At 66.8% G+C, this 17316-nt stretch carries 17 protein-coding genes; 3 read left to right on the top strand and 14 right to left on the bottom strand.

What is annotated here, in order from left to right; genetic code table 11:
- Window positions 1–67 precede the first annotated feature (67 nt).
- Genes LK493_RS05440 through LK493_RS05430 form a run of 3 tightly spaced genes read left to right on the top strand, consistent with a single transcriptional unit; the run spans window position 68 to window position 3488 of the window.
- A complete protein-coding gene (locus LK493_RS05440; protein ID WP_227790381.1) occupies window positions 68–1504 on the top strand; it encodes an efflux RND transporter periplasmic adaptor subunit in 1437 nt (478 codons plus the stop codon).
- Window positions 1504–2277, top strand: a complete 774-nt coding sequence (locus LK493_RS05435; protein WP_227790380.1) for an ABC transporter ATP-binding protein — start codon at window positions 1504–1506, stop codon at window positions 2275–2277. Before LK493_RS05440 ends, LK493_RS05435 begins: the two co-directional genes overlap by 1 nt.
- Window positions 2274–3488: an ABC transporter permease gene (locus tag LK493_RS05430; RefSeq protein ID WP_227790379.1), complete on the top strand. Its 1215-nt coding sequence runs from the start codon at window positions 2274–2276 to the stop codon at window positions 3486–3488. Before LK493_RS05435 ends, LK493_RS05430 begins: the two co-directional genes overlap by 4 nt.
- 211 nt (window positions 3489–3699) lie before the next feature.
- Here the strand turns inward: LK493_RS05430 and cobK are convergent, their stop codons facing one another.
- From cobK to LK493_RS05360, 14 genes are read right to left on the bottom strand one after another with little or no spacing between them, the layout of a single operon-like run.
- Complete coding sequence (gene cobK, locus LK493_RS05425) at window positions 3700–4473, bottom strand: precorrin-6A reductase (protein WP_227790378.1); 774 nt, start codon at window positions 4471–4473, stop codon at window positions 3700–3702.
- Complete coding sequence (locus LK493_RS05420) at window positions 4470–5111, bottom strand: precorrin-8X methylmutase (protein ID WP_227790377.1); 642 nt, start codon at window positions 5109–5111, stop codon at window positions 4470–4472. Before LK493_RS05420 ends, cobK begins: the two co-directional genes overlap by 4 nt.
- The gene (locus LK493_RS05415) at window positions 5112–5627 is read right to left on the bottom strand and encodes a cob(I)yrinic acid a,c-diamide adenosyltransferase (protein ID WP_227790376.1); all 516 of its coding nucleotides are present in this window, start codon (window positions 5625–5627) and stop codon (window positions 5112–5114) included. It abuts the gene before it with no gap.
- Window positions 5624–7123 (bottom strand): cobyric acid synthase, encoded by a 1500-nt coding sequence (locus tag LK493_RS05410; RefSeq protein WP_227790375.1) that lies wholly within the window; start codon window positions 7121–7123, stop codon window positions 5624–5626. The genes LK493_RS05415 and LK493_RS05410 overlap by 4 nt, the downstream gene beginning before the upstream one ends.
- Window positions 7116–8339 (bottom strand): pyridoxal phosphate-dependent aminotransferase, encoded by a 1224-nt coding sequence (locus tag LK493_RS05405; RefSeq protein ID WP_227790374.1) that lies wholly within the window; start codon window positions 8337–8339, stop codon window positions 7116–7118. The genes LK493_RS05410 and LK493_RS05405 overlap by 8 nt, the downstream gene beginning before the upstream one ends.
- Window positions 8336–9310, bottom strand: a complete 975-nt coding sequence (gene cbiB, locus LK493_RS05400) for an adenosylcobinamide-phosphate synthase CbiB (RefSeq protein ID WP_227790402.1) — start codon at window positions 9308–9310, stop codon at window positions 8336–8338. The genes LK493_RS05405 and cbiB overlap by 4 nt, the downstream gene beginning before the upstream one ends.
- Window positions 9310–10311, bottom strand: coding sequence for a histidine phosphatase family protein (locus LK493_RS05395; RefSeq protein ID WP_227790373.1), 1002 nt, complete (start codon window positions 10309–10311; stop codon window positions 9310–9312). Before LK493_RS05395 ends, cbiB begins: the two co-directional genes overlap by 1 nt.
- Window positions 10308–11075 (bottom strand): adenosylcobinamide-GDP ribazoletransferase, encoded by a 768-nt coding sequence (locus tag LK493_RS05390; protein WP_227790372.1) that lies wholly within the window; start codon window positions 11073–11075, stop codon window positions 10308–10310. Before LK493_RS05390 ends, LK493_RS05395 begins: the two co-directional genes overlap by 4 nt.
- On the bottom strand, window positions 11072–11620 hold the full coding sequence (locus LK493_RS05385; RefSeq protein ID WP_227790371.1) for a bifunctional adenosylcobinamide kinase/adenosylcobinamide-phosphate guanylyltransferase: 549 nt from the start codon (window positions 11618–11620) through the stop codon (window positions 11072–11074). Before LK493_RS05385 ends, LK493_RS05390 begins: the two co-directional genes overlap by 4 nt.
- On the bottom strand, window positions 11617–12759 hold the full coding sequence (gene cobT / locus LK493_RS05380; RefSeq protein ID WP_227790370.1) for a nicotinate-nucleotide--dimethylbenzimidazole phosphoribosyltransferase: 1143 nt from the start codon (window positions 12757–12759) through the stop codon (window positions 11617–11619). Before cobT ends, LK493_RS05385 begins: the two co-directional genes overlap by 4 nt.
- A complete protein-coding gene (locus tag LK493_RS05375) occupies window positions 12752–14134 on the bottom strand; it encodes a cobyrinate a,c-diamide synthase (protein WP_227790369.1) in 1383 nt (460 codons plus the stop codon). Before LK493_RS05375 ends, cobT begins: the two co-directional genes overlap by 8 nt.
- Window positions 14131–15480: a precorrin-6y C5,15-methyltransferase (decarboxylating) subunit CbiE gene (gene cbiE / locus LK493_RS05370; protein WP_227790368.1), complete on the bottom strand. Its 1350-nt coding sequence runs from the start codon at window positions 15478–15480 to the stop codon at window positions 14131–14133. Before cbiE ends, LK493_RS05375 begins: the two co-directional genes overlap by 4 nt.
- Entirely contained in the window at window positions 15468–16211 is a 744-nt protein-coding gene (cobJ, locus tag LK493_RS05365; RefSeq protein ID WP_227790367.1) for a precorrin-3B C(17)-methyltransferase, read from the bottom strand. Before cobJ ends, cbiE begins: the two co-directional genes overlap by 13 nt.
- Complete coding sequence (locus LK493_RS05360) at window positions 16211–17296, bottom strand: cobalt-precorrin 5A hydrolase (protein WP_227790401.1); 1086 nt, start codon at window positions 17294–17296, stop codon at window positions 16211–16213. Before LK493_RS05360 ends, cobJ begins: the two co-directional genes overlap by 1 nt.
- Between the last annotated feature and the right edge of the window lie 20 nt (window positions 17297–17316).

Below are 17316 nucleotides of genomic sequence, written 5' to 3'. Positions count from 1 at the left end.
TTCTATGCGCCCACCCCAACCGGTGGGCGCATATACTTATCGAGGTACTTTCTATAAAGGAGACGCTATGCCGAATGTCCCCACGACCACCCCGGGCCCGGATGATACCGAGCACACGCTCGAAGATGTCACCGAAACGATTCCTCTGATTACAAACGTACATGCCGATAAGCAGAGCGGACGCGCGAACGATGCGACCGAGATTTCCGATGAAGAGGCATATGCCAAGCTCAAGGCAAAACGTGCCGAACGTCGACGCAAAAAGCTCATCCGACGCGGCATTGCGGCCGGCGTCGTGGCCGCCATTGTGCTCATCGCCGTTGTCGTGACCTTAGCCATCAACGCACGGCCCGCAGGCAACAACGGGCCGGTGACCGACATGGTGACCGAGGGCACGTTTACCACAACGGTCGAGGCGAAAGGCCAGCTCAAACCCATTTCGTCCTCAGTGGTCTCCCCTTCTGTCGACGGTACGGTCGATTCGATCAACGTGCAGGCGGGCCAATCCGTCAACGAGGGCGACGTGCTTATGACCATTAAAAACGACGAGCTCGATCGCAACGTTGCCGAGGCGCAGCGTGCAGTTGCTGCCGCTCAAGAAGACCTCGCTAATGCGAAGAAAGCCGCAGCTGCCGCTCAGGCCACCCCAACGACGGACGTCGATGGAGCTTCCGCAGCGGCTGGCGTCTCCGCCGCATCGGCGGACACGAACGCCGTATCGGCCGCGCAGCGCAGCCTCGCATCGGCCCAGGCAAACCTCGATCAGGCGAACGCCAAGGCGGCCAGTCGTACGGTCACGGCCCCGAGCTCGGGCAGTATCGTGGAGCTCAACGCCAAGGTGGGCGCCACGGTAACAGGCGGCATGATCATGGGCGAAAGCGATACGAGCGGCGGCAAGCAGTGCATGCAGATCGCCGACCTATCTAAGATGAAGGTGACCGTGCAGGTGGGCGAAAAGGACATCGCCAAGATCGCCGTTGGGCAGAGTGCCAACGTCACGTATCCCGCGTTTCCCGATATCGTAAGCCAGGGAACGGTCACGGCCATCGCCTCGGTGGCAAACTCCGACGCCGCCAACGGTGGCGGCGGCAGCGTAACCTTTAACGTCGACATTCTCATAGAGGCGCCCGACGCGCGCCTGAAGCCGGGCATGACGGCCGAGGTATCGGTGGTGACCGAGCAGCTCGACGACGTGGTGATGGTGCCGACGATGGCGCTCATGACCGAAGACGGCGAACACTATTACGTCAACGTGGCAACCGATGACGAGGGCAAGCAAACCCGCCGCGTCAAGGTGACCGTCGTGACGCAAAAAGACAACGAAACCGTAGTCGGCAAGACACAGGTCAAGCGCGACGACCAGGGCAACGAGATCAACCCCAACGTGCCGGTTACCAAGCTGCGCGATGGTGACACCCTCGTCATGGACACCGGAGCGGACGCAACGGCTGACGGCGGCTACAGCGCGGATTCGGGCAGTATGTCTGCCGATGAGGACATGTAATGCGTCCCGTTATCGACATCCGCAACGTGCACCGCATCTTTGAGAGCGAGGCGGGTTGCGCCCACATCCTGCACAACGTGAGCCTGGCGGTAAATCCCGGCGAATTCGTCGCTATCACTGGCCCCTCGGGTTCGGGCAAATCAACGCTCATGAACATCCTAGGCTGCCTGGATAAGCCAACGGCAGGCGACTACTACCTGCAAGGGGTCAACGTGGCCGAGCTCGATGATGACGAGCTCACCGAAGTTCGCGCCCTGAGCATTGGCTTTGTCTTTCAGAGCTTCAACCTGCTGCCGCGCCTGTCGGTTATCGAAAACGTCATGCTGCCGCTGGCCTACACCAATGTGCCCCGTAGCCAGCGCGAAATGCGCGCCGTGCACGCGCTGCAGGCCGTCACGCTGCCCGTCGACCACTGGGACCACCGCATATCCGAGCTCTCGGGCGGCCAGATGCAGCGTGTCGCCATCGCACGCGCCCTCGTCAATGACCCGCCCATCATTCTGGCCGACGAGCCGACGGGAAACCTTGACTCCGCCACCGGAGCGCTTGTGATGGAGACCTTCCATAGACTTCAGGAGCGCGGCAAAACCATCGTGCTTATCACACACGACCCCAGCATCGCCGCCGAGGCCGACCGTGCCATGACCATCCGCGACGGTCGCATTCACGACGGCGCGTATATTCCACATGCACCGCGGACCCTGCGCAGCGCCGTAGATAGCCTGCCCATGATTTCCGCCTCCACCAACCCGCCGAAAGGAGTGGTGGCATGAGCGCCCGCGATCTCATCCAGGAAGCCCTTCACTCGCTCGAAGCCAACAAGGGGCGCAGCCTGCTCACCATCCTGGGCATTGTCATCGGCATCGCCTCGGTTATCGCCATGACTTCGCTCATCGGCGGTATCCAAAACAGCCTGGTCAACAGTCTGGGCCTCAATGCGGCACGCATGGTGCAAATCTATTCGTCGCAAGAACTCACCGAGTCGGACATCGAGAAGCTTCAAAAACTGGTGCCGCAGATAGAGCAGATCGGCATTGTCGACAGCGCGTATACCGAGTATAAGACCGGCGATAAAAGCTATACCGTCATGGCACAGGGTGTCGATAGCGACATGCTCGACGCCGTGGGGGCCAGCAAGCTCGTTGCGGGGCGCACCTATTCCCAGGCCGAGTCCCAATCAGGCTCGCGCGTGGCGCTCATCAGCCGCAACGGCGCCGATCAGCTTTACGGCAACGAACAGGATGCGCTGGGGAAAACCATCAAGGTGTCCAACGGCGAGGTGCAGATTGTAGGCGTGATTGATGGCGGCAGCGACTCCATGGGCTCGCTCACGCTGTATATGCCACGCGAAACTATCTCCGGACTGTTTGGCGACGAGAATCCTTCATTCCCCAGCGTGACGGCACTTGCCGCCGAGGGCACGGACATGGATGAGCTTTGTAAGACCATCGAGTCCAAGGTGCGCGCGATGAAGGACATCGAGGAGGAGGATGAGTACGACAGTGTATCGGCGACATCCATGAAAAGCGCCATCGATGCACTCAACTCCTTTATGGGCGCATTCTCGCTCATCATGGGCGCTGTCGCCAGCATCTCGCTGCTTGTCGGCGGTATCGGCATTATGAATATGATGCTCACCAACGTGACTGAGCGCATCCGCGAGATCGGTATTCGCCGTGCTCTGGGCGCCAGTCGTCGCGATATCACCGCGCAGTTTTTGGCCGAGTCTTCGGCGCTGTGCGTCACCGGCGGACTGTTGGGTGTCCTGATAGGCTATCTGCTAGCCTGGGGCCTCGCGATGTTTGCCTCCGGATCCGGGATTCTTGGCGAGCTCGGAGCCAGCGGGCAAATCACACCGAGCTTTTCAATCGCCACGGTGCTGCTGGCCTTCGCCGTCTCCGTCGGCATCGGCGTAATCTTTGGCTTCTACCCCGCTCGCCGCGCGGCAAAGCTCGACCCGGTGGAGTGCCTACGCTACCAGTAAGCAACCATCAACAAGTTGCGGTGAATTAGGGACTGAATGTGCTATCTAGCAGCAAAAACAAACACTATTTCACCGCAACTTATTGAAGGGCTGCTTGCGCCAGTTCCGCGCGTCGTCCTCGAGCTTTTGGCGGATGACGGGCTTGTACGGGTCGAGCTTACTCGGGGCGCTCCTCCTCGCGGGCGGGAGGGCACGCAGGCGCGGCGAGCGCCTAGCGCGCGAACTCCCGTAAGAGCGCGTCTTCCACTTCCCGAAGCGAAAGGGCCCCGTCTCCCTCGGCGGGACGGGCGACCACGATACAGCGCGCTCCCACGTCGCGCGCGGAAGCGATCTTCTCGGCCGTGCCACCTACGGTTCCCGAGTCCTTGGTCACAAGCCACTGTGCGCCCACCTGCCGAAGCATCGCCTCGTTGAGCTCGCGGGTGAAGGGCCCCTGCATGCCGATGACGTGCGATGGCGAAAACCCCGCGTCGATGCACTTCGTTATAGCACCGGGCAGCGGGAGCACACGCACGAAGAAGCGCTCCGCGAAATCGGCGACGCGCGTGTAGGGAGCAAGCTCCTTGCTCCCCGTCGTGAGAAGCGCGCGACCCGGGTTCTCGGAGAGAAAGCGCGCCGCGCAGGCGATCGACGCGACCGAAACGACGCCCTTGGGCAGCGCCTCGACCGGGCGCGCAAGGCGCAGGCATCGTGCACCCACGGCGAGCGAAGCGGCCCGGATGTTGCCGCTTGCGAGCGTAGCAAAGGGATGCGTAGCGTCGACGACGATGCGCGCGCCGGAAAGCTCGCGCTCCATGTCGGCCTCGTCGAGCCTGCCCGCATGCACCTCGATGCCCGGAAGCTCGCCCAAAAGCTCACCTCCGTACTCGGTTGCCGCGTAGGCACGGGCGGGGATGCCCGCCCCGCTCGCCCATTCGCACAGGAGGCGGCCCTCGGTGGTGCCGGCGAAGATGCGCAGCGCCGGCGCGGATGCGGGCGCCGTCACTTCGGGCCGCCTGGGCGCGTGATCTGGTAGAGCAGCGCGTTCATAATGGCGGCCGCCACGGTCGAACCGCCCTTGCGACCCCTCGCGACGATGGCCGGCACGCGTCGCGCGAGTAGCTCCTCTTTCGCCTCGACCACGTTCACAAACCCGACCGGCACCCCAACGACGAGCGCAGGCGCGATCTTCCCCGCGTCCATGAGCTCGGCGAGGCGCAGAAGAGCTGTGGGAGCGTTGCCGACGGCCACGATGAGCGGACCCTCGATGCCGCAAGCTTTTTCCATGCTCGCAACGGCGCGAGTCGTGCCCGCGGCGCGCGCAGCCGCGGCGACATCAGGGTCGGCCATGTAGCACACGGCCTTGCAGCCGATCTTCGCGAGCGCGGGCTTGCTTATGCCTGCGAGCGCCATGTTCGTGTCGGTGAGCACCGTGGCCCCTGCGCGCAGTGCGTCGAGCGCACAGTGCGCGGCATCATGGGTGAACACGAGGGAATCGGCGTACGAGAAGTCGGCAGTGGTGTGGATGACGCGCTTCACGACGGGCTCTTCGAGCGGCGGGAACGTGCGGCCGCCGAGCTCTTCGGTGATGATCTCGAAGCTGCGCCGCTCGATGTCGCCGGGCGCCATCTCCTTGGAATCCATCTAGTACTCCACTCCTTCCCTTGCACATATCCCCTGAGCGTAGGGGTGTTTCTCGCACCGCATCTCGGTTATGTAGTCGGCCTTCTCCACGATCTTGCGGGAAGGCGCGCGCCCGGTGAGCGCTACTTCGACGCCGCGCGCGGACATATCGAGCGCGCGGTCCACGAGCGCCTCGTCGACAAGCCCCTTCGAAAGCGCATCGAGCGCCTCGTCGAGCACGAGCAGCCCCTCCTGCGCGCCCTCGAGCTCGGCAAGCGCGGAAGCGAGGTTCCCATCGTGCAGCTCGCACGTAGCGGCAAGTTCTTCCGACGACATCGACCAGGTAAACTTGTCCGACACCTTCCCCGCGAACACGGGCACGCCGAAATGCTCGGCGAGCAGGCGCGCCTCCCCGCTTTCGCCGTCTTTCAGGAACTGCACGACGACGACGCGGCGGCCTGCGGCGAGCATGCGAAGGGCGAGGCCCATCGCCGCCGTGGTCTTGCCTTTGCCGTCGCCATGATACACGTGGATCATACGCCCTCCTCGATAATGCGGTAGACATACTCCATGTCGAGCGCTCCGCGCACGACGTCGGCCAGGCGGTCGAACTCGCGCGCACGGTGATCGGCCGCGGACGCCGCGCCCGCAGCACCCACGACGCTCTCGGGCAGGCCGCGCATGCGCGCGAGCGAGCGCGCGAGGGCGAGCGCCACCCCCGGTTCGTCGAACAGGCCGTGGAGATAGGTTCCGAACACGTTTCCGCAGGCCGCGCCTTCTGGTTTGCCGCCAATCGTGCCCGCATGGGCGCAGGAAACGGTCGTTTCGCCGTCGTGAATCTCGTACCCGCGCGCCGTCATGCCGTTCCACACCGAGAACGCGCCTTGGGCGCCCGTGATGCGCAGCTCCGACTGGGCGAGGCGCTTTTCCTCCTTGAACACCGTACTTGCAGGGATGAGCCCGAGCCCGCGCGCGGTGCCAGCGCCTTCCCTGCCGTGCGGATCGGAAAGCTCGTCTCCCAAAAGCTGGTAGCCTCCGCATATGCCGAGCACCGGCGTGCCCGCGCCCGAAAGCGCGCGTACACAGGCTCCGATGCCGCTAGCCGCAAGCCAGCGCGCGTCGTCGAGCGTGGTCTTCGAGCCGGGGAGCACCACCAGGTCGGGTCGGCCCAGATCGGTCGTCGAGGAAACGTAGCGCACGCCCACGCCGGGCACGCGCGAAAGCGGGTCGAAGTCGGTGAAGTTCGACAGATGCGGAAGGCGCACGACGGCGACGTCGATGACGCCGCGCGCCTCGCGGGCAGATAGGCGCGGCGCAAGCGAGTCCTCGTCGTCCAGGTCGAGCGTAAGATACGGCACGACCCCCACGACGGGAACCCCGCACATCTTCTCGAGCGGGGCCAAACCCGGGCGCAGGATTTCCGCATCGCCGCGGAACTTGTTCACCACAAGCCCCCGCAAAAGCGCGCGGTCCTCGGGCGCAAGGAGCGCGACCGTGCCGTAGAGCTGGGCAAACACCCCGCCTGGGTCGATGTCGCCCGCGAGCAGCACGGGGGAGGACACGGCGCGCGCGAGCCCCATGTTGACGATGTCGTTTTCGGCAAGGTTGATTTCGACGGGGCTGCCGGCGCCCTCGATGACGATGACGTCGTTTTCCTCCGCGAGCGAATCGAACGCCTCCAAAATCTGCGGCATGAGCGCCTTCTTTCGCGCGAAGTAGTCCCTCGCAGCAAAGGCTCCCTGCGCCTTGCCGGCCACGATAAGCTGGCTTCGGTGGTCGCTTTCGGGCTTGAGCAGGATGGGGTTCATGCGCACGTCGGGCGCGATGCCGCACGCCTCGGCCTGCATGATCTGGGCGCGCCCCATCTCGAGGCCGTCGGACGTGACACCGCTGTTGAGCGCCATGTTCTGGCTCTTGAAGGGAGCCACACGCAGGCCGTCCTGCGAAAGCACACGGCACAGCCCCGCCGCAAGCAGGCTCTTCCCCGCGTTCGACATGGTGCCCTGAATCATGAAGGGCTTCGCCCTACCCACGGGTATCGACCTCCTTCGCCGAGCCTCGGCCATCCGCGCCCGCCATAGCGTCGCTGCAAGAAGCGCCGCCCCATTCGTCGGGTTCGCCTTCGCCCGATGCGCCTTCCGCCCGAAGCACGCGGCTGAACGCCATCGCAAGCCGGGCGTTCTCCTTGCGCGTGCGCACCGCGACGCGACACCAGTAACGGGACAGTACCGAAAACGAGTCGCACGTGCGGACCAAAACCCCCTGTTTATACAGGCGCTCGGGGATGTCTTTCGCCGGCGTGCGGACTAAAAGGAAGTTCGCATCCGACGGCACGACGGAAAGCCCGAGCGAGGAGAGCTCGTGGGAAAGCCACGCTCGCTCGCCCGCCAATACATCGCGCGTGCGCGAGACGTATTCAACGTCTTCCAGGGCGGCGATGCCCGCGGCCTCGGCGACCGAGGAGACGGGCCACGCCTGCCCCGCCCGGCGAATCCCCTCGATGAGTTGGGCGTTTCCGCTGATCAGATATCCCAACCGCAACCCCGCCATTCCGTAGAGCTTGGTGAACGCGGAGAGCACGGCCACATGGCGCGAACACGCGGCGCGTGCGGCCACGCTCCTTTCGCGGGCGTCGGGCGCAAATCCGAGGAAGCACTCGTCCACGACGAGCAGCGCACCCACCTGCTCGCAGCGGCAAGCCGCGGCATCGATCACGCGGGGGTCGACGAGGCGCCCCGTCGGGTTGTTCGGATTGCAGAGGCACGCCACGTCTCCCGGCCCCTCGATCGCGCTGGCGAAGGAGGCGGGCACGTCGAAGTCGTCCGCTTCGGAGAGCGGGAACTCCTGCACGCATGCGCCGTAGTACGATGCCGCCTCCGCATATTCAGAGAACGTCGGCGCGCACACGACGATACGTTTCGGGCGCACCGCCGCGGCGAGCCGCCAGATGATGTCGGACGCGCCCGCGCCGCAGACGATAGTATCTTCGGGAATGCCCTGGGCGCGCGCTAGGGCGCGAACGAGGGCGAGACTTTCCCTATCGGGGTAGGCGTCGATTCGAGAAAGCGCCTTGCAAGCTGCGGCGACGGCGCGCGGCGAGGGACCTGCCGGATTCACGTTCACCGAGAAGTCAATGAGGTCGGAGGCGTCCCCTTCGCAAGCGATGCCGAGCGATTGCGTGCTACCCCCATGCGCACGGGCGCGCAGGATTCCCCCGGCAGCCCGGGGCGCGGCATGGTCTTCCCTCATGCCATCGCCCCCACGGCGACCACGACCGCCGCACGCGCGGCACCGAAGACGACGAGCGCGCATACGGACGCGGCGAGCATGAGCCTTGTCGCCCGGGCGATGTCGCCCCACTCGATTTCGCGGGACGCGTCGCCTATCGTCGGTTTCTCAACGAGCTTGCCGAAATACACCGCGGGTCCCGCCAGGCGCAGCCCGAGCGCGCCCGCGCACGCTGACTCGGTCTGCGCCGAGTTGGGGCTCGCATGGCGACGCCTGTCGCGGCGCCAGATGCGCGCCGCCCCGCGCGCGTCGAGCCCAACAATCGGGCACACGGCGATCATGAGCAGAGCCGATAAGCGCGAGGGAATCCAGTTCACTGCATCGTCGAGGCGCGCCGAGGCGCAGCCGAAGTCGATGTAGCGCTCGTTTTTGTAGCCCACCATGCTGTCGAGCGTGTTCACCGCCTTGTACGCCATGCCCAAGGGTGCACCTCCGATCAAAAGGTATAAAAGCGGCGCAATGACGCCGTCGCTCGCGTTCTCCGCCACCGTTTCCACAGCGGCGCGCGCGACGCCCTGCTCGTCGAGAACAGACGTATCGCGTCCCACGATGAGCCCGACGGCTTCGCGCGCCGCGACAAGGCCGCCCTTCGAGAACGCGCTGGCCACGGCCAGGCTCTGGCGGCGTAGCTCGCATGCCGCGAGAATCTGATAGCTCGCCCATGCCTCGGCCACGAAGCGCAAGCCGGGGTGAACCATGCCGCAAAGATGCAGGATTCCCCAGGTCAAAAGCCCACACGCAAGCGGAAGCGCCACGGCGAGCACAAGCCCTGCGGCGCGCGTGCCCGCGGACGTTTGCGGGAATGCGCCCCGCAGGCGGCCTTCGGCCCACGTGATCGCGCGCCCCATGGCGACGACGGGATGGGGAAGCCAGCGCGGGTCGCCGAAGGCAAGGTCGGCCGCGAACCCGGCGGCGACGGCAAGAATCGTCATCACCGGGCATCGCCCCCCGAAGCGGGGCGAACGTCGCGAAGGCAGCGCCCATCCCAGGTGGCGGCCCATGCGCCGCCCGGCTCGGTATGCACGTCGAAGTATTCCATTTTCGGGACAGCAAGCTCGGAAAGCAGCGCTTTCACGGTACCCGCGTGAACGACGAAGACGGCGCGCCCACTCCCCTGGGCACACCCCGATTCGCACGCCTCCCGAAACGCCGCGACGACGCGGCGGGTGAAATCGCTCTTGCCCTCGCCATGCGGGCAGCGCGTCTCGCACCAGGAGTCTACCCAGGCGCGGTAGCGCGCATCCTCTTTAAGCTCAGCGGCGCTTCGCCCCTCGAAGTCGCCGAAATCCATCTCGCGCAGACCGGGGCACGCCATAAGCTCCGCGTTCGGGAAGAGGATGCGCGCCGTCTGGTCGGCGCGAGCCATGCCGCTCGTGATAACACGGTACACGTCACGATCGCACGCGAGGTTGCGCAAAGCGCGCTCGCCCGCGCTCGACAGGGGCTCGTCAGTGCCCGCCCCGCTGTAGCGACGGTCTTCCGTGCCCGCTGTGGCACCATGGCGCACGAAGACGACTTCCAAAGGCGCGACCGCGCCCTGCGTCCCTCGAGGCGCATCGGCAAGGTTTCCTTTGATGACCTGGGGAATCCCGCACGTCATGCGCACGACGACGTCGGCGCGCGCAGCGAGCGCGCATCCCAGGCGCCCCGCACGCTCGCGCCATTGGGCGTCTTCCGCACGCATGGGGACGACCCCCGAGCCCACCAAGGACAGAATCACTGCGTCGAAGCCGATCAGCCGCTCGAGCGCCCGGTCAGCGTCGAGCGCGCGTACGAGTTCCTCAGCACGGTACGCGACGCGGCCGGCAAAAGCCGCGGGCACGCCGCCCTCCGCAAGCTGCGCCGCGTCGACGAAATCGTCCGCCGCGAACCCGAGCCTTTCGCACACGAAGGTCCTCTTCCCCGAACGCGCGCCACCTACCACGAGCATCATAGGAGCATGCCCCCCGCCACCAGCATGGCAAGCATCGCGAGCTCGGCCCATTGCAGAAACCATCCAGCCAAATCCCCCGTCACCCCGCCGAAGCGGGACAGGGCAACATGGCGGTACCACGCGAGCGCCAAAAGCCCCGCCACCGCCATAAGGGCGCCGACGGCCTGAGCGCACGCGACCATCCCTGCAGCCGAAGCCGCAGCAAAAGCGCAAAGCGGCACGACGATCGCCGCGCGCTTCTTCGCAGGCGAAAGCCCCGCGGCCATGCCGTCCGCCCGCGCGGCAGGCCAGCATTCAACGGCGAGCCCCGAAAGCGCGCGGGAGAACACGAGCGAGCACAGAAGCGCGAGGAACGTCCCCGCCGTAAGCGGCAGTGCGGTGAACAGGGAAAACTGCAGAATAAGGTACACGACAACACCGATGACCCCGAAGGCGCCCGCCCGCGGGTCGTGCATGATCTCGAGCTTTCGCTCGCGCGGGGCCCAACTTGCTAGCGCGTCGGAGGTGTCGCAGAGCCCGTCTAGGTGGATGCCTCCCGTCACTGCCACAGGCAGCGCCACGAGCACGGCCGCGACGATGGTCGCGGGCACGCCGAGCAGGTTCGCCACGTACCCCCACGACGTCATGAGGAAGCCTTCCGCAAGGCCCACCAGGGGAAACGCGGCAAGCGCATGGGTTGATCCGAAATCGGTCCAGGCCGATTTCGAGACGGGGATGCGCGAGAACGTTCCGAACGCCGCGCCGATTGCCTCTGCTATCTTCACCTTGTAGGTCCTTCGCCTTTCATCCACACGGGAATCCCGCATACCACTTCGACTGCACGGTCGGCCAGCGCCGCCACGCCCGCGTTCACGCGCGCGAGCGCGCGCCTCCATACCTCGGTCCCCTCATCGTAGCGCATCCCATCGGCGAACACGTCGACGGTGACCACCACCGTATGCGCAGCGGCCTGAGCGAGCCGTTCGATGCCTCCGAGCACCTCGCGCGCCACAGCGTCGGGGTCACGTGGGGACAAGCCGCCTTCCGCGAAGAGCTCGTTCGCAACCAGGTTGCCCACGTCCTCCAAAAGAAGCGTGCAGCCGCGCGGAAGCCCGGGCACTGCGGCGCCCACGTCACGCGTGCGCTCGAGGGTGGAAAACCCCTTGCCCTCGCGCATCGCCCGATGGCGCGCGATACGGCGGGTGCCCTCTTCCCCGAAGGGCTCCATCGTTGCCAGGTACACGCGGGGGCCGTCGTGCCCGAGGCACAGGGACTCGGCATAGGCGCTCTTGCCGCTCGCGGCGGCGCCGATAACGAACGTCACCGTCATTTCCCGGCCTCGAAATGCTCGTAAGCAGCCATGCCAGTCGCCGTGAACGTCTTCCCATCCCGGTACACGCGCAGCGCCGAATCCAGAAGGGGCAGATACGCCATGGCGCCCGCGCCCTCGCCCAAGTGCATGCCTGCGTCGAGGGGTGCCTTTATGCCGAGCTCGCGAAGGAGCTCCTGGCTTGCGGGTTCGCTAGATGCGTGGGTGCCCACGAGGTAGCCCAAGGCGTTGGGGCACAGGCGCACCGCGCACAGGGCCGCCGTGCAGGATATGACCCCGTCGAGGAGCGCCGGCGCCTTCGAGGCCGCGGCCCCCAGGTAGAAGCCACACATCGCCGCGATGTCGAAGCCGCCCACCTTCGAGAGCACGTCGATCGGGTCGGCGGGATCGGGCGAGTTCGCGTCGATAGCGCGCTCGACCACGTCGCGCTTGCGCGCGAGCGAGGTGTCCGAGAGCCCCGCGCCGCGCCCGACGAGGCTCCGCGCGTCCGCTCGGATGAGCACTGCGGCCACCGCCGCCGAGGTGGTCGTGTTGCCGATGCCCATCTCGCCCGCGGCGAGAAGGCGCACGCCGGCGCGGGCAAGCCCGCACGCGACGGCGATTCCGACCTCGATCGCGCGCACGGCCCCATCGCGAGACATGGCGGAGCCGTGCGCGATGTTGCCGCTCCCCCGCCGCACGTTCGCGCGCACCATGCGAGCGTCTTCTATGCCCCGGGCCATACCCACGTCGACGGGCACGACCTCGGCACCCGCGAACGCCGCCATGCGGCAGGCGCTCGTGGCCCCCTCGCACATGTTGCGCGCGACGGCTCGCGTCACGTCTTGCCCGCTTTGCGACACGCCCTCGGCAACGACCCCGTTGTCGGAGAAGAATACCGCGAGCGCACGGGGAAACTCGGCCACCTCGGCGCTCCCCTGAGCTGCGGCGATACGCGCGACGACGTCTTCAAAGTCGCCCAATCCCCCCAAAGGATGCGCGATGGAATCCCACGCGGCGTACGCGGCGGCGCGGGCACACTCATCTGCGGGCGCGATCCGGGAGAGCGCGGCTTGGAGCACGGCGCCCGGCGCCGACGAGAACGCGCGCTCGACTTCCTCGCGGATGCAGGCAAGCGCGGTTTCGGTTGCTTCAGCCATGCCGTCTCCTCTCTGCGAACGACGCTGTGGCAGACGCGAACGCGCGCGCAACGTCGGGGTTCGCAGGATAGTACACATGCGGGAAGCCCGCAACCAGGGCCGGGGTGGTCGTCATGCACGGCCAGCCCTTGTCGCGCCGGGGCTTTTGCGCCCAGAAGTCGCCGCCCGGGCAGGTGGACTGCCAGTAGTGGAACTCGTGCGCGCGGATGCGTGTGCCGCGCGGCCCGTAGAGCCCGTAGCGTTGGGAAGTGAGCTCCTCGTACCCGAAATGGGACAGCCTTCCCCCGTTCTCGCTTGCGCCCTCAAGGGCGCCCGCAACAGGCCAGCGCCGCCCCTCGCTATCGGAGATTTCGCGCTGCAGGTACAGAAACCCACCGCATTCGGCAACCGTCGGCATGCCGGATTCCACCGCACGCCGCACCGCCTCGCGCATCGGCGCGTTCTCGGAGAGCTGCCGCGCATGGAGCTCCGGGTAGCCGCCTCCCAGATAGAGGGCGCTTGTCCCCCGGGGCAACTCGCTATCACACAGGGGGCTGAAAAAGGCCAGCTCGCAACCCAGGTCCTCGAGCGCGCGCAGGTTCTCCTCGTAGTAGAACGAGAACGCCTCGTCACGTGCGACGGCGACGATGGGCCGCGCTCCCGCGATCGGCTCCAACCGGTAAGGTTCCTCGCGGATATCGGGTGCCGTCGCCGCTATTTCGAGCAAGCGGTCGACGTCGACGCTCTTTTCCACCAGCTCGGCCATCTTGTCGATGCGCGCGGAGAGCTGCTCGACCTCGTCGGCGGTCACAAGCCCCAAATGCCGGCTTTCGAGCGAGAACGCATCGTCGGCGGGGATATTCCCCAAAACCGCGACACCCGTGTGCTTCTCGATCGCAGGCTTCGCGTAGGCGCAGGCAGCGGCGCTCGTCTTGTTCAGCACGACGCCGCGCACGTTCGCACAAGGCAGGAACTCGGCGATGCCGCGGATTACGGCGGCGAGCGATAAAGACGCCCCGCGCCCGTTCACCACTAAAACGACCGGCGTTTCCGTGTCGCGCGCAACCTGGTAGCTGCTCGCATCGGCCACGCCGGGCGCCATGCCGTCGTAGAAGCCCATGGCCCCCTCGAGCACCGCGACATCCGCGCCCGCAGCGCCGCGTGCGAGCAGGGCGCGCAGCGTCGGGGCGTCGGTGAAGAAGCCGTCTAAGTTGCCCGAGCGCGCACCCACGACGCGGCGATGAAAGAGCGGGTCAATGTAGTCGGGGCCGCATTTGAAGGCCGCGCATGCGAGGCCGCGGCGCGCAAGCGCGCGCAGGAGCGCGCACGTAACGACCGTCTTGCCGCTCCCGCTCGAGGGCGCAGCGACCATGAAGCGCGGGATGGTCGTGCTCACCGGGCGCCGCCTTCCCCACCTGCACCACGCGCGCTGACGAGGAACACGGGGTTTTGCGCCTTCATAAGATGGTGCGAGCCTACAGCCTCGGCGCGGGCGGCCGACACCTGGCACGCCTCGAACCCCTTAAAGCGCGAACCCGAGAGGAGCGCGCACGCCTCGGTGAGCGTCTCAACGGTGACGCATGGCACGCACAGGCGAACCTGCGAGTTCTTCTCGAGCGCCGCCTCCACGATGGAGGGAAGCTCGCCCGCGCTCCCGCCGACGAACACGGCGTCGGGGACGGGCAGTTTCGCGAGCGCTTCGGGGGCGACACCGGGGATCGCATGCACGTTGCCGCACCCGAATGCATCCGCGTTCTCTCGGATGAGCCGCACGCCGGCCGCGTTGCGCTCGACCGCCCATACCGACCCCGTTCGCGCGACGAGCGCCGCCTCAATCGACACGCTCCCCGTGCCGGCGCCGACGTCCCACACGGTGTCGGTCGCGGTAAGGCGCAGCTTCGCGAGCGCGACGGCGCGCACCTCCTGCTTGGTCATGGGAACGTCGCCGCGGATGAAAAGCTCGTCGGGAATGCCCGAGGAAGCGTACGGCCAGCGGGAGCTCGCGGCGCGGGATGCGCCCGCAAAGTCCGCCGCGGAAGAAGCCGCCGCGGGCGCGGACGCGCCGGCCGGCGCCTCGGAGGCTGCGCTAGAGCCCACAGGCGACCCGGCGCCGCCTGCGAACTCGATAAGCATCACGTTCAAGTCGTCGAACGTATGACCTGCGATTTCACTTGCGGTCGCGCAGGTGATGCGCTCGTTGGGGTACGACAGGCGCTCGGCCACCGTCACGCGCGCGTCCCCGAAGCCCGCCTGCACAAGCTCGCCCGAAAGCCGCGAGGGGTCGTCCCCGCCCGACGTGGCGAGGAAGAGCTCGCCTGAGCGCTCGGCCTCGGCCACGATGTCGCACGCCACGCCGTGAGCGCTCGCGAAGCGCCAATCCTGCCATGGACGCGCGAGGCGCGCGGCGAGATACGACGCTGAGCTTATGCCGGGAATGATGCGCACGTCCACCTGCGCGTCGCCGGAGAGCGCCTCCACCAGGCGGCGCGCGCCGCTGAACAGCCCCACATCGCCCGTCATCACGACCACGGCGCGCTGCCACGACGCCGCATCGGTGAGCGCGGCGACGATGTCCGCCGTCTTCACGAGCTCGCATCTCACCACGTCGGGCGGCACGTCGATGCCGGCAAGCGCGCGATGAGCGCCGATGACCACGTCGGCGATGTCGATCGCGTCGAGCGCCGCGCGCGAGAGCAAGTCGGGGTTTCCGGGCCCCGCCCCGATGATCGTTACCTTTCGCATGGAATCTCCCGATACCCGCGCGGCGTGACCATACGGCCGCCTACGAGCTTCGTGTCCGCGTTGCCGACGAACACGGTGGTGAACATGTCGGCGTCGAACTCCCCCAGCTCGGAGAGCCTGCACATGCCCGACTGCTGCCCCTCGCGCCCGATGTTGCGTACCCAGCCGCAGAGCGTGTCGGGGGCCTTCCATTCGAGCATAATCTTCGCCGCGCGCGAGAGCCTGTCGGCGCGCTTTCTGCTGCGCGGGTTGTACAAACAGATGCAGAAGTCGGCGCTCGCCACGGCGGCGAGCCTGCGCTCGATGACCTCCCACGGCGTGAGCAGGTCGGAGAGCGACACGACCGCGAAGTCGTGGGCAAGCGGGGCGCCAAGCACCGCCGACCCGCTCTGAGCCGCGGTGGCCCCGGCGATAACTTCCACGTCTACATCGGGGTAGTCCTCCGCAAGCTCCAGCACGGGGCTCGCCATGCCGTACACGCCCGCGTCACCGCTGCACACGAGCGCCACTGCTTCTCCGCTCTGCGCGCGCGAAAGCGCCAGGCGGCACCGTTCGACCTCGTGCATCATCGGCGTCGCGAGATGCGCCGCGTCGGGCACGGCGGCGAGCGCGAGCTCCACGTATTTCGTGTACCCCACAACGATGTCGGCCGCCTCGAGCGCGCGCCGAGCCGCAATCGTCATGCCGTCGGGGCCGCCCGGGCCAATTCCCACCACGAAGAGCTTTCCCATCACCGCTCCTTAAACGAAAGTTTAATAGTTACCTTGGAAAACGCGACGGTCACGCCGCCGTGAGCGAGCTTCGGGAAGATAAGTTTGCCCCCCTCCGCGAGCGCTGCCCGCTCGCACACGTTGTCGACCCCCACCGTCGCGCGCACGAAATCAGATGGCGAAACGCTGCCTTCGACCTGCGACAGCTCCTCTGCGGAATACGTCGCAAGCGGGATATTGCGCGCGCAGCAGAAGGCGAGCAGACCCTCCTCGTGCGCCTTCACGTCGATCGTCGCCGCCTCGCGCACGGCCGAAGGCGAGATACCCACCTGCCCGCACGCGAGAAGAAACGCCTCCTCGATCGCTTCGGCGCACGCACCGCGACGGCATCCTATGCCCGCAACGATGCAGGGCACGACAAGGCGAAGCGGCTCGGGCGCAGGCGCCTGCGCCCGCACGCCCGCCGGCTTCCCCGTCTCACCGGCGGGCACGACCTCGCCCGTTGTCTCCGTCGCACGAACGGACGCACCTGCATTCGCGCCAGCGAACGGCGACACGACGATATCGGCCCGAGCGCGGTCGGACGCAATGTCAACCCCCTCAGGCGGCTGTCCCGAAATCGGCATGTCGGAATAGAGCGCCACGCGCCCGCCCGAAAGCAGCCGAGCCGACACTCGCTTGATGGCCTCGGGATTCGAAACGGCGAGCCCCGCACAGCGCGCCCACGTATCCACCGCCCACACGCCGCGGACGTCGGTCGCCGTGGTGATGACGGGGATGGCCCCTGCCGCGCGTGCCACAGTTTGCGCAAGCTCGTTCGCACCGCCCAAATGCCCCGACAAAAGCGGGACGGCAAAGCGCCCCGCCTCGTCGATCGCCACAACCGCGGGATCGTTTGCCTTCGAGGCGACATGCGGCGCGATCGCCCGCACGGCGATGCCCGCCGCGCCCACGAACAGAAGCGCGTCCGACGCTTCCCACGCGAGCGCCGTCCATGCGCGCAGGTCGGCCTTCCCCTCGCCGAACCCGCGCGAAACGGAAACGTCCCAGCCAGGGTCGTCTTCACCTGTCTGCGCGCAATCGGAAAGCGCGTGTGCGGTGCGCACCGCCAACGCATACCCCCTCT

Source organism: Collinsella aerofaciens (assembly GCF_020709435.1).
Classification (GTDB): Bacteria; Actinomycetota; Coriobacteriia; order Coriobacteriales; family Coriobacteriaceae; genus Collinsella; species Collinsella aerofaciens_AU.
Note: the sequence above shows the minus strand (reverse complement) of the source record. Positions and strands in the feature narration are given on the sequence as shown.